Raw genomic sequence first — 12,495 nt, forward strand, 5'->3', positions numbered from 1 at the left:
GGCGCGGAGGCCGGCGCAGCTGCAGAACCGTGACGCCCTGACCCTCGCGGATGTAGCGGTTGCGATCCTCGCCCGGCGCGGAGGCCGGGCGCAGCGTCCCGTCCCTGTTCACGCGACTGCGCGGCATGTTGCAGTTGCGATCCTCGCCCGGCGCGGAGGCCGGGCGCAGCCAGCCAGGGCGCGAACACCGAGTACAGCCCGTGGACGTTGCGATCCTCGCCCGGCGCGGAGGCCGGGCGCAGCGTGTTACACGCCATCGCGCAGCGCGACCCGGCGGAAGTGTTGCGATCCTCGCCCGGCGCGGAGGCCGGGCGCAGCGCGAGCGGATCACGTTCGCCGACGCGTACGCGGCCGTGTTGCGATCCTCGCCCGGCACGGAGGCCGGGCGCAGCCTGTGAGCACCACGATCGAGTGGACCGAGGAGACCTGGTTGCGATCCTCGCCCGGCACGGAGGCCGGGCGCAGCGTGTGACCCCGCCGACGTGCGCGAGTTGGCCGCGGGGTTGCGATCCTCGCCCGGCACGGAGGCCGGGCGCAGCGAACCGCCACGACATGTTCCTCCCCATCGCCGGCTCGTTGCGATCCTCGCCCGGCACGGAGGCCGGGCGCAGCATGCCGGCGGCGGGGTTGCGCGCGGGCGCGTCGTCGTTGCGATCCTCGCCCGGCACGGAGGCCGGGCGCAGCTGGCCCGGGTCACCTCGCGGCGCCGGTCGAACGCGCGTTGCGATCCTCGCCCGGCACGGAGGCCGGGCGCAGCCAGCCACCCCGAACAGACCGCACCACCGCATAGATCAGGTTGCGATCCTCGCCCGGCACGGAGGCCGGGCGCAGCGGGCCACGTTGTCGGTGAGGGAGTCGGCGGCGGCGAAGTTGCGATCCTCGCCCGGCACGGAGGCCGGGCGCAGCGAGCGGGACGCGTTCATCGCGCACCTAGACCGCCTGTTGCGATCCTCGCCCGGCACGGAGGCCGGGCGCAGCGCTGCTCGACGTGGGCGATGAAGTCGCCGAGGGCGCGGTTGCGATCCTCGCCCGGCACGGAGGCCGGGCGCAGCCTTCCTGATGGGACCATAGTGTGGTCCTGCCCGGATGTGTTGCGATCCTCGCCCGGCACGGAGGCCGGGCGCAGCTTGGACATGCTCAGACCTCCGGTCGGGGCGAGAAACGGGTTGCGATCCTCGCCCGGCACGGAGGCCGGGCGCAGCTCTCGGCGCCGTTCGCCTGGTCCTCGTACCCGACGTAGTTGCGATCCTCGCCCGGCACGGAGGCCGGGCGCAGCGCCGCCGACGTGTACGGGCTCGCCGCGCATTTGGCGGTGTTGCGATCCTCGCCCGGCACGGAGGCCGGGCGCAGCGCGACGCGGTCGCCGCGAAGTTCGACGGCTTCCACGAGTTGCGATCCTCGCCCGGCACGGAGGCCGGGCGCAGCACGCAACGTCTACCTGGAGAACCGCAACCAGGAGCTGGTTGCGATCCTCGCCCGGCACGGAGGCCGGGCGCAGCCGCGGTACCGGCGGCTGCGGCGCGCGTTCACGATGACGTTGCGATCCTCGCCCGGCACGGAGGCCGGGCGCAGCCACCAGCGCCGCCAGCAGGAGCGCCGCGAGCGCCAGGTTGCGATCCTCGCCCGGCACGGAGGCCGGGCGCAGCCATTGAAACTCGTCCCCTTTCAGGTCGAGGCATGAAAGTTGCGATCCTCGCCCGGCACGGAGGCCGGGCGCAGCCCCAGGCGCGCAGCACCAGGACGATGACGCCGAACTCGTTGCGATCCTCGCCCGGCACGGAGGCCGGGCGCAGCTTCGACAGGTCCGCCCGCTCGGGCTGACCCATCTGCAGGTTGCGATCCTCGCCCGGCACGGAGGCCGGGCGCAGCTGAACAGCACCTGCCACATGCCGGCGGCGGTGAGCTGTTGCGATCCTCGCCCGGCACGGAGGCCGGGCGCAGCCGGCGGGCCACCGGAGGCGGCGTCGGCGGCGAGCGGCAGTTGCGATCCTCGCCCGGCACGGAGGCCGGGCGCAGCCGCCGCGCACCTGGTGCGCGGCACCGTCGATCAGGTGTTGCGATCCTCGCCCGGCACGGAGGCCGGGCGCAGCGGCCCTCGCGCTACGCGGGCTGCCCTTGGCCGTCCTGTTGCGATCCTCGCCCGGCACGGAGGCCGGGCGCAGCACCCCCGGGCGACTGGTGATCATCCCGTGCGGCGGTAAGTTGCGATCCTCGCCCGGCACGGAGGCCGGGCGCAGCAGGGCGCGCTGGGCAACATCCTGGAGTACGGGACGGTGTTGCGATCCTCGCCCGGCACGGAGGCCGGGCGCAGCGAGCATCCGCACGACGCCCTAGGCGTCGCGGTTCGGGTTGCGATCCTCGCCCGGCACGGAGGCCGGGCGCAGCGGGGCCGTTCCCTCGAGGGCGCCTTCGCTTGGTACCGGTTGCGATCCTCGCCCGGCACGGAGGCCGGGCGCAGCGCAGCACCTTCTCCTCGCGCTCCAGCAGCATCCTGACGTTGCGATCCTCGCCCGGCACGGAGGCCGGGCGCAGCCGCCTTCGACCCGCCGACGTCCTTGCCGATGACGTTGTTGCGATCCTCGCCCGGCACGGAGGCCGGGCGCAGCCGGCCCGGGGCATGGCCGATCGGGCGTACCGGCAGTGGTTGCGATCCTCGCCCGGCACGGAGGCCGGGCGCAGCCCGCCCGCGTACAGGCGGGCCGGCTCCCCACACCCGGGTTGCGATCCTCGCCCGGCACGGAGGCCGGGCGCAGCCCAGCTCGGCGGGCTCGTACCACCCGGCGAACCGGGGGTTGCGATCCTCGCCCGGCACGGAGGCCGGGCGCAGCTGTGATGGCCAAGGACATCATCGACCGGCTGATCAAGATGTTGCGATCCTCGCCCGGCACGGAGGCCGGGCGCAGCGACCGGACTCCCGGTCCGAAACCGGTCACCGGTCGATGTTGCGATCCTCGCCCGGCACGGAGGCCGGGCGCAGCCCTGCGCCATCGTCTGCGCGAAGCCCCACCACGCAGTGTTGCGATCCTCGCCCGGCACGGAGGCCGGGCGCAGCGGCCGTCACCGACCCGGCGTTTCTGCGCGTCGACGCGGTTGCGATCCTCGCCCGGCACGGAGGCCGGGCGCAGCTCGCGGTTCTCTCGCTCTCCAGCGGCGATCCTGACGGGTTGCGATCCTCGCCCGGCACGGAGGCCGGGCGCAGCGTGACCCCTCCTGAGAGAGTGAGAGTGCAGAGCATGTTGCGATCCTCGCCCGGCACGGAGGCCGGGCGCAGCGGCTCGCGAGCAGCAAATATGGCGATCTGACGATGCGCATTTGCTTCATCTGCGGTCCGTTTTGTTCATCTGTTCCGGATTTCTTGACTCCGAACCCCCTGGGGTTTCCGCGTCTACTTGGGGTTCCTAGATCACCAACACTCCCCGTGGGTCGATCAGCCGTGGCTTGCCGAGGTGTTCGACATCGTCGAGCGCGTGGGTCGGCAGTCGGTAGATCCGGATGCTGTCCTGGGTTGGGTCGATGGCTTCCTGGAGCGCGGCGACCATGCGCACTTTGTCAGTTTCGCGGCAGACGACCTCGAACACCGATTTCTGCACGCGGTGGCCGTATGCTTCACAGATCTTGGCGACCTTGCGCAGTCGGCGTTGCCCCTGTGGGGTGACGGTCTCGACGTCGTACGTGACGAGCAGGTCCATGGGTCAGTTCACCGTCCATGGCTGGTATGCGGTCAGGTCTCCGCGGAGGTGGCGGGCGAGCACCCGGGCCTGCACTAGCGGAAGCAGCGCGGCGGGCACCTCCCGCCCGAGCTGCACGTGGGGCCAGTTTCGCTGTCTGCTCTGCTGCCAGGCGGCCAGCACGGTCTTGCGTCCGCTGTCTGTGAGCCGGTACGCCTTGTTTGGTAGTTCCTCGAAGTCGGTGGGGGTTAGCTCGCGCCGGTTGAGCATGGTGAGGGCGAGCCGGTCGGCCAGTAGTGGCCGGAACTCTTCCATCATGTCTAGGGCGAGGGCGGGTTTGCCTGGCCGGACGGCGTGCAGGAAGCCGATGTACGGGTCGAGTCCGACTTGGTCGAGTGCGCCTTGCACGGCGACGCGGAGCATGCCGTACAGGAAGGAGAGCAGGCAGTTCAGCGGATCGGTGGGTGGCCGTTTGTTCCGTCCCGAGGCTTTCCAGTCTTTGCTTTCGCTGAGCAGGTACGGCATGGCGGCGAAGTAGTCGCGTGCGGCGATGCCCTCGACGCCGAGTACTTCGTTGGTGGTGGCTGCGGTGGTGAGCAGTTCAAGCCGACTGGCCAGTAGTTCGGCGCTCGCCCGCAGCGCGGTCTGCCGGTGTCCTTTGGTGTCTCTGGCGGTGCGTAGGAGCACTTGTCGCGCGTTGTGTATCTTGCCGGCGACGACGGCGGTCGCGATTGGCAGTTGTCGGTCTGGGGAGTCGGCGGCCCGGTGCTGGGCTTGGCGGAGCAGTGGATTGCCGTGGGTGGGGCCGACCAGGCCGGCCCGGAACCGTCCGCTGCCGGTGAGCCAGCTGACCGAGCGGCCGTCGTCGGCGCATCGCAACAGCAGGTCGTCGCTGGGTGTCACACCGCCGAACAGGACCAAGTGGTCGAGCCGGACGAGCGGCAGCAGCCGGCGTCCGGGCTGGTCGGGGTGGTACACCCGGACGGTGTCGCCGTCGAGGTGCAGGCTGGTGCCGGGGGTTTGCACGTAGAGGGTGTTGAGCAGCTCAGTCACGCCACTGTCCCAATGGTCGTGGGGTCAACAGGTCGGGTGTGGCCTGCCGCCGGCCGTCGGTCAGCTCGGGCAGGCAGTCCTCGCGCAGCGAGCATCGCCGGCAGCGGGCGTCGTTGCGTGCCGCCGGCAACGCCGGGGTGTCCAGCAGCCGGCGTACGGCCGCGGCCGCGGCCACGACCCGGTCGAGCAGGTCGGCGTCGATGGGTATGGCGTGACGGCGCCGTTCGGCGACCGAGTAGATGTAGCCGGTCGGCACGTCGAAGCCGGCTTCGAGGAGGCAGAGTGCCTGGCCGCCGAGTTGCAGCTCGGCGGGCCCGCCGGTTCTATACCGTCCGACCTTGTATTCGACAGGTGTGGCGGTGCCCTTGTCGAACTCGACGATGTCGCAGATGCCACGAAGGCCGTGGATGTGGCTCCACACGGGTAGTGACCGGATCACGGTCAGGCCCCGGCGGCGTTGGATGCCGGGCAGGTCGACGGTGGTGTGGCTGAGGTCGCCGCGTACTGTCTCGGCGCTTTCCGACCAGACGCCCTCGACGTGGATCAGCGCGGTCTGCCGGTGGCAGTAGGCGTAGTGCTCCAGCGCGGACAGCGGCACCTCCCGCAGGTCGGTGCCGCTGTCCGTCGGGTGGCCCTCGGTCACGTCCAGAGGTCGACCAGCTTGGTCAGCTCGATGCCGTCGGGTAGTCCCGACTCGTCGATGGTGCGGGTGTAGTCGGTGTGTGCCCGCGCTGCCTTGTCCTCGTTCTTGCGCTTGAGCGCGATGCGCTGGGTGAGTGCGGCCGACGGGGCCACCCCGAACGCGTCGGGGTGGCTGAACACGTAGAGCCCGCACAGCTTCATCTCGCCCCGGGTGGCGGCTCGGTCGTGATCGAACATGACCGTGATGGCCTGCCACAGAGCGGCCAGGTCGTCGCTGGTCACGCCAGTCTTCGTGGCGCGGGGCGCGGAGTAGAACGCGTGCGCCCGGTACAGGCCGTACGGGACGGTCCACTTGGAGCCGATTTCCGTGCGCTCCCCCTTGTCGATGTCCTCCTGTCGGGTTTGCGTGACCCGGGTGATGGTGTGGTCGGTGGGCAGGATCGCATCGATGCTGCGGGCGAAAGTGAGCTGGAGCGGGCCGCGGACCTGCCCGGCGCCGCCGCTCTTGCCGGTGCTGAGGACGCCACCGAACATCCGAATGTCGAAGTAGTGCTCGCACATCCACCGTTGCGCCTCGTCGGCCTTGCCCGGATTGGCCTTCAACGCCGCCTCGATCCGGGTGTTCAGGGCGAAGCCGGCCTCCACGAAGATGCCGTAGCGCGGGTCGTCGCCGCGCAGCAGCGACACCGTGTCGCGGATCTTGCGCTTGATCGCCACGTCGGTGACCAGGCCCTGTCCGGTTTCGTCGTCGGTACGTGGCTGGTTGCCGGCGTCCGGGTCACCGTTGGGGTTTCCGTCGCTGACGTCGAACAGCAGGACGGCGTCGTGGCGACGGGCGGGGTCCAGGTGTGCGGCGGTCATACGTCGTCTCCTTCGTCATCGGTGGCCGGCGCCGCGTCGTCGGGCTCCGGGGGCAGATCGGTCTTCTTCTTGTTCGCGGCTGCCGCGAGTCGCTCGGCCCGCATCTCGGCCCGCTGCTGGTGGTAGCCGAGGATGAACTGGGCCTTGTCGGTCAGCACCGCACCGCGGGGAATCGCGACGCCGAGCTGGACGAAGAGGTCGTCGAGTCGACGTTCGTACGCCTCGGACCAGTTCGGCCGGCGCAAGGGCCCGCGTAGCCGTTTGAGCCACGCCTGCACGTTGCGGCGGCCAGAAACGATGACGACCTGCGGGTTGTCGATGGCCCGGCCGAAGTAGCGTTCGGCGAAGGTGGTGTTCAGCTTCTGGTCGGCGACCCGGAACACGGTCCGTTGCAGGTCGTCCATCACGGCGAAGATGCGACCGGACACGTAAGCCGGCGGCTTGTGTTCCACACTCAAGGTCGGGGTCAGCCTCTCTCGTTCATGCTCGGGCAGGTTCGGGTAGCGGCGCAGGGCAAGCCGGATCAGTGCGGCTCGGGCCGCGTCGAGCCGGCCGTCGATGCGGATCCGGTTGATGACGTGGTTGAGCAGTTTCGGCGGCAGCGGTCGCTTGAGCAGCGCGGCGCCGAGTAGCCGGTGGAACAGGTCGGGTGGTCGGTGCTCGCCGGGCGCCCCGAACTTGGTCCAGGTCCCAGGGCCTCCGTTGCGTCCTGCCTCGAACCGCCCGGCCGCCCGGGCCAGCTGGGACACCTTGATCTCCACCACCTCACCGGTCCAGGCGTCGACGATCCTGTGGTCGTCGAACCAGGCCCGGATGTTGTCCTTCACCTGGTGAACCGGTTGCTCGACCCAGTCCCGTACGACTACCCGGGCGACATTGCCGCCCACGGTCACCGAGCAGTACCGGGACAGATCCTCGACCGCGGATCGCTTGCCGCCGGCGGGACCCGCGATCAGGCCTTGAATCTGGGTTGGGTCCAGCTGCTCGACGGTTGCCCACGGGTCGAACGTCGAGCCGCCCAGCACCCACCAGGCGAGCCGAGCGTTCTGACCAGACAAGGCAGTGCTGTGCAGCGGGTTGGAGAGCAGACCAGTCAGCGCGGTCATGAACTTCAGACCACAGGCGGCGCAGATCGGGGTGTTGGTGAGTTGCTTCTGCAGCTCGTAGCCGTGCGCGGCCTCGTTCATGCTGACCAGCGACGCGCTTTGGGTGGCGCCGGGCAGCCACCGCCGAGGAATCTGCTGCGGCACAGTCTTGAGCAACGGCTGCACCTGCCCGCAGACCAGGCACAGGCCCGAGCGCCCCGAACCCTTCCGGTCGCCGGCCACCCCGGCCCAGAACCGTCGCGCCGTGCCGGTGTCCGCCGCGTAGACCCCGTCGACCCAGAAGCCGATCAGGTCACCCCTGCTCCAATCGGCTGGCGGTTGGAGCGCACCGGCGTGCCCATCCCGGTAGAAGGCAGCAACGGCCGGGCCGAGGCCGTCAGGTTCGGCGGCGGCCCAGTCGGCGATCAGGGCGCGGAAGGCGGCGTACTGCTTCGCAACCCGCTCCGGCTTGGCACCCTCCGACAGCCAGCCGAAGACGTACTCACCGTTGTCGACAGCGAGCACCGGCGAGATTCCCACGGTACGAGTCACCGCTGGCACCAGCCGCTGCTCGCCGAACCGGCGCTGCGGGTCGTCCTTGTCGGCGGTGTCGACGAGGTTTCCCCGGGGTATGCCGTTCGCGTCGATCTCCAGGCTCCACCGCACCGGTTTGTGGGCGTAGAACGCCGGGACGGCGCTTCCCGGGTTGGCGTCCGCGATGGTGTCGGCGTACTCCACCAGCCGTTGCAGCAGCACTAGGCCACCTGGCCTTCCACCGGGAGCGCCAGCTCGATCCCACGCTCGGGCACGTAGAGCACCCCGTCCACGACCCGAGCCGCGAACCACTCCATCCTCGGCTGGGCGGATGTTCCGTCCCGATGGATGGAGTGCAGCATGACGCCGATCTCCTCGTTGACCTCCGCACGTCGGGTGTCATCCGGCCAACCGAACTCCGCACTGAACTCGCGAGTGCCGAGGTACGGCTGCTGGAAGCACGCTCCCCGGCGAACCCGGCGACGAAGCTGATCCCGGTACGCCGCGACCGGCTTGTTTGCGTGCGCGGCCACCTCGATGTGGGCATGGATCCGGTACGCCACGTCCCGCAAGCAGACAGCGTTGCGTTGATCGCGGTGAGCGGCCGTGTCCACCCGGCGGCTGCCCTTGATCGCCTCGGCCAACGGCGCGACATCGGAGGTCTCATTACGCCGGAGCGAGAACTGCTTCACCGGCTTGAGGACCTCGATCGCGACAACCTGGTACCGCATCTCCGGCTTCCAGAAGATCGATTCGAGTACGCCCACCGCAGCCGACGGAGTCATCACGGGATAGCTGACCCGCTCCACTTTCAACTCCGGGCGAGAGAACAGCGCCGCCTCACCACTGACCTGCACAACCACCGGCAGATCGCCCTCCGCGCTCCGCCGCAGAGTTAACCCGTTGACCACATCCGTCGTCACAGCGCAAATCCCTCCACCTCAAAAACCATAGGTGCGATCGAACATACGATCGAATATTTCTGAACCATGGGTCGACAGAACCCTCACCAGCAGGTGGGAGCATTCACGATCGGTACGACAAAATCGGCTGATGGATCAACGAGATGATGCTCGTCGCCAACCAGTGCCCGGGCATGCGCTGGAACTCGCCCAGCTCATGCCCGGGGCGGCGGCGCATGCCTTCCGGTCACCATCCAAGGTTGCGATCCTCAGCGCCACAAGGGGCTGCAGATGCTCAGGCTCACTTGGTGCCGGCTCAATGTATCTGACTTCCTTGGATGCTGACCGGACGGAACACCAGTCAGTATTTTGTCATTGACAGCATGTCAACAGGTGAAGTAGAAGGCCACGCGCCCCGGCTCCGAGTGATGGCGCCGCCTCTCGCAATAGGTGACGACTGCTGCGTCAACTGCGGGCCACCCCAGATCTCCCTACTCGTCAGGTCGAAGGCAGGTCGATGTACCAGGGAAGCGCGATTCGCGTTTGCGCTTTCCTGGCGCCCTCGGCCAGTCGTCAGAGAAGAAACTGCTCCAGATTCGGGTCGAGATTGATGCCGGTGGCGTCGTCGTACTCGCCAACCCACTCGACCAGCACGCCCCGCCGTACCTCGTTGCCTCCGAGGATCGGCCGCATCAGCGCCATCACGCCAGGCTGACGCAGTGCGCTGGGGTGAAGGTTCGTCGTGTACGCCTGCAACCGCCGCAGCTTCGCCAAGTCCGGAACCGGCGCCTGGCGCAGTTCCTCAACCAGTTGCTCCACTTCACGCCGCAGCTCAGGTGTCTCGGCGCCCTGGGGGGTGACCACGCTGATCCCGTCATCGTTGATCATCCGGAACGCGAGCTTCCGATCGCGCCGCCTGGTGCTCGCGTCCATGGGCCCCTCGGCCACGGTCTCGAACTCCCACCGCCGGCGGGCCTGCTGGATGCGCTGCCCAACATGCTGGCTGTCAGCGAGATTGAGCAGGTCGTACACGTTGCGGTAGTAGCGTCCGAGCGCCGCCAGGTCGTCCGGGTCGGCCTTGTCCGGTCCGAACTGGCGCCCGGTGCAGCCGACCAGTGTCTTGTAGGTGGGCGGCTGCCCGCCGTCCTCCGGCGCGAACACGACCACTCGGCCGCCCTCCGTCATCTGCCCCTCGCGGTTGGCTCGCCCGGCTGCCTGAAGCAGCGAGTCGGCCGGCGCCAACGCTCGGAACACCACTGGGAAATCGACGTCCACCCCAGCCTCAATCAGTTGGGTAGCCACGAGCAGGACGCGCTCGCCTCGACTGAGGCGTGCCCGCACCTTCTCCAGCACCCTCCGCCGGTGGTCCGGGCACATGCGGGTCGACAGGTGCCAAGCCACACCATCCGGGGCGGCAGCCCGCCACTGGTCAAACACCGCCTTGGCGTCCGCGGTCGTGTTGACCACGACCAGCGCCGCCGGCTCCGACGCGGCCTGGTCTGCGATGCCAGCCAGCGTCGGCTTCGGGTCGACCTGCCACTCGTACCGCACTCGTCGCAGATCACTGACCAGCTTCGGCGTGTCGTGGATCAAGTCGGTACAGGGCACGTCCTTGAACTCGTCGAGCGCCCAGAAGCTCGGCTGTGTTGCCGAGGAGAGCAGCACGGACGCGCCGAAGTGCCGCACGAGCAGCCGGAGTCCGTCGAGTATCGGCGCGAGCATCGCGTGCGGCAACGCCTGCACCTCGTCCAGCACAATCACCGAGTTGGCCAGCCGGTGCACTCGGCGCATCGCCGACGGCTTGCGGGCATACAGCGACTCGAAGAGCCGGACGAAGGTGGTGACGACGAACGGCGCGTCCCAGTTCTCGGCCGCCAGCCGCGCCCACCGGCCGGCTTCCGGGTCGTCGAAGTCAGCCTGGCTGTGGTGTTCAAGGACGACCGGCTCGGCCCCATCCTCGTTGAGCAACCGGCGGTAGACGGCGGCGTTCTGCTCGGTGATGGTGAGGAACGGGACCGCGACGATCACCCGCTGCAGGCCATGCGTCTCTGCGTGCCGCAGCGCGAAGCCACCGCTCGCGAGGGTCTTCCCGGCCCCGGTCGGCGCACCGAGGCGAAACACTCCACGATCCCGCTCAGCCGCCGCGAGGCAGTCCGCATATACCTGCTCCCGCAGACGGCCTATCGAAGTACCGCCGCGCCCAGCGAGTGCGTCAGAACGCCGCTGCTCGAACAGCTTGTACAGGTGCCCGAAGTCGACGTCCGAACCCACCCGTGGATTGGCCAGTCCCTGAAAATGCGCGCTGGTGTCCAGGCTGTCCGCGTCGACCAGAGCGCTGTAGCACAGACGCAGCGCCATCTCCCCCACCAGTGGATCTGCCCGCCAGTCCGCGGGCACCAAATGGTCGAGCCGCTCTGGCAGGTCCGGCAACAGCCCGGGCAGTTCCCGCTCAGCAGACGCCACGTTGCCGGGTGCGTCAGCAAGTCTTTTCCGGAACGCGTCGCGCAGGCTAGGCGTATCGATCAGTCCGCCATGGTGGCCGAAGATCGCACCGGCGAACCCGCCGAGTCCACGATCGTACGCGGCCCGGGTACCGAGGGACTTGTGGTCGATGCCGACTGGACCGCCAGTGGGCGCGACAGCAGCAAGCTTGTCCTGCCAGGCGCAGGACGCCTTGCCCACGTCATGCAGCGCACCAAGCCAGTACGCCACGTCGCCCCCACCGAACGAAACGGTGAACCGTCGCGCCAACTCCGCGGTGCTTCGAAGATGCTCGGCAAGAGAATGCCATTGGGTACGGCCAGGAGCAGGGCTGTGTGCCCAGAGAGACCTCACATCAGCCACGAAGACTCCTCACCAACGTCGTAGAGGCTCGTACCTCACTACAGATCTTCAATGATTCGGCCGGCTCACCGGCCTCTGAGGGCGACCTGTTCGCGTTGGGCCGGGATGAGGCCAGGCAGCGCGCTGTACAGGGTGCTGCGCGAGACGCCAAGCAGCTTGGCGATCGAGGTCATCGTGCGGTTCGGCTCGGCGAGCAGCTGCAGCGCGTACGCGACCTTCTCCGGCGTCATCACCGGCGGCCGGCCGAGGCGTTGCCCGCGGGCGCGAGCGGCGGCCAGGCCCTCTTTGGTGTTGGCCACGATGATGGTCCGGAGGAACTCGGCCAGCGCGGCGAAGACATGGAAAACGAACATCCCGCCTGCGGTGGTGGTGTCCAGCTTCTCGTGCAGGGACTGGAAACCGACGCCATGGCGCTTGAGCCGACCGACGATGCCGATCAGGTCCTCCAGCGAGCGGCCGAGTCGGTCGAGCGAGACGACGGTGAGCACGTCGCCGGGGCGGATGTACTCGAACACCTTGGCCAGCTCGGGCCGGTCAGTGTTCTTACCGGAGGCCTTGTCGAAGAAGCACTTGGCGCAGCCGGCCGCATACAGTGCGGCTTGCTGGCGGGCGAGATTCTGCTCGCGGGTGGAGACTCGCCCGTAGCCGACGAGCACGCCTGCAAGCGGAGTCGGGGCGAGCAGGTCGCCCTCGGCGGGCATGGGGGTGACGGTCACGCGTCCAGAGTGCCCAACAAACCCGTCGTCGCATTGTTGGACACGCCGACTTTCCGGACGGGTTTTTCGGACGTGATCTACCCAACCCGGCGACCTGTCTTGATCTTGTCCGGAAAACGATCGTTTCCTGCACAGCCGCCCGGCATCCCCGGCGCTAGATCAACTCCTTAGCGTTTCTAACTGAAAGCTA

At 68.9% G+C, this 12,495-nt stretch carries 8 protein-coding genes and 1 CRISPR repeat array (1 of these 9 cut by a window edge); all 8 genes read right to left on the bottom strand.

Going from position 1 to position 12,495, the window contains the following annotated elements:
• Nucleotides 1-3,272: a CRISPR direct-repeat array (repeat unit 37 nt; unit sequence GTTGCGATCCTCGCCCGGCACGGAGGCCGGGCGCAGC) (it extends 761 nt beyond the left edge of the window).
• Nucleotides 3,273-3,398: 126 nt separating this feature from the next.
• The 8 genes from cas2 to ACGFIR_RS09775 all read right to left on the bottom strand — a co-directional run bounded on the left by cas2 (nt 3,399) and on the right by ACGFIR_RS09775 (nt 12,305).
• The gene (gene cas2 / locus ACGFIR_RS09740) at nt 3,399-3,689 is read right to left on the bottom strand and encodes a CRISPR-associated endonuclease Cas2 (protein WP_393144273.1); all 291 of its coding nucleotides are present in this window, start codon (nt 3,687-3,689) and stop codon (nt 3,399-3,401) included.
• A 3-nt stretch (nt 3,690-3,692) separates the two neighbouring features.
• Nucleotides 3,693-4,721, bottom strand: coding sequence for a type I-C CRISPR-associated endonuclease Cas1c (gene cas1c / locus ACGFIR_RS09745; protein ID WP_393144275.1), 1,029 nt, complete (start codon nt 4,719-4,721; stop codon nt 3,693-3,695).
• On the bottom strand, nt 4,714-5,364 hold the full coding sequence (cas4, locus tag ACGFIR_RS09750) for a CRISPR-associated protein Cas4 (protein WP_393144277.1): 651 nt from the start codon (nt 5,362-5,364) through the stop codon (nt 4,714-4,716). The genes cas1c and cas4 overlap by 8 nt, the downstream gene beginning before the upstream one ends.
• Nucleotides 5,361-6,224, bottom strand: a complete 864-nt coding sequence (gene cas7c, locus ACGFIR_RS09755) for a type I-C CRISPR-associated protein Cas7/Csd2 (RefSeq protein WP_393144279.1) — start codon at nt 6,222-6,224, stop codon at nt 5,361-5,363. Before cas7c ends, cas4 begins: the two co-directional genes overlap by 4 nt.
• Nucleotides 6,221-8,065, bottom strand: a complete 1,845-nt coding sequence (gene cas8c / locus ACGFIR_RS09760; protein ID WP_393144281.1) for a type I-C CRISPR-associated protein Cas8c/Csd1 — start codon at nt 8,063-8,065, stop codon at nt 6,221-6,223. Before cas8c ends, cas7c begins: the two co-directional genes overlap by 4 nt.
• On the bottom strand, nt 8,065-8,754 hold the full coding sequence (gene cas5c, locus ACGFIR_RS09765; protein ID WP_393144726.1) for a type I-C CRISPR-associated protein Cas5c: 690 nt from the start codon (nt 8,752-8,754) through the stop codon (nt 8,065-8,067). The genes cas8c and cas5c overlap by 1 nt, the downstream gene beginning before the upstream one ends.
• 564 nt (nt 8,755-9,318) lie before the next feature.
• Nucleotides 9,319-11,580, bottom strand: a complete 2,262-nt coding sequence (gene cas3 / locus ACGFIR_RS09770) for a CRISPR-associated helicase Cas3' (RefSeq protein WP_393144728.1) — start codon at nt 11,578-11,580, stop codon at nt 9,319-9,321.
• A 74-nt stretch (nt 11,581-11,654) separates the two neighbouring features.
• Complete coding sequence (locus tag ACGFIR_RS09775; protein WP_393144283.1) at nt 11,655-12,305, bottom strand: recombinase family protein; 651 nt, start codon at nt 12,303-12,305, stop codon at nt 11,655-11,657.
• Nucleotides 12,306-12,495 lie beyond the last annotated feature (190 nt).

Source organism: Micromonospora sp. NPDC049051 (assembly GCF_043197575.1).
GTDB lineage: Bacteria > Actinomycetota > Actinomycetes > Mycobacteriales > Micromonosporaceae > Micromonospora.

Coding starts and splice junctions, on each gene's coding strand:
- cas2 (WP_393144273.1), bottom strand. CDS start 3,689: ATGGACCTGCTCGTCACGTACGACGTCGAGACCGTCACCCCACAGGGG.
- cas7c (WP_393144279.1), bottom strand. CDS start 6,224: ATGACCGCCGCACACCTGGACCCCGCCCGTCGCCACGACGCCGTCCTG.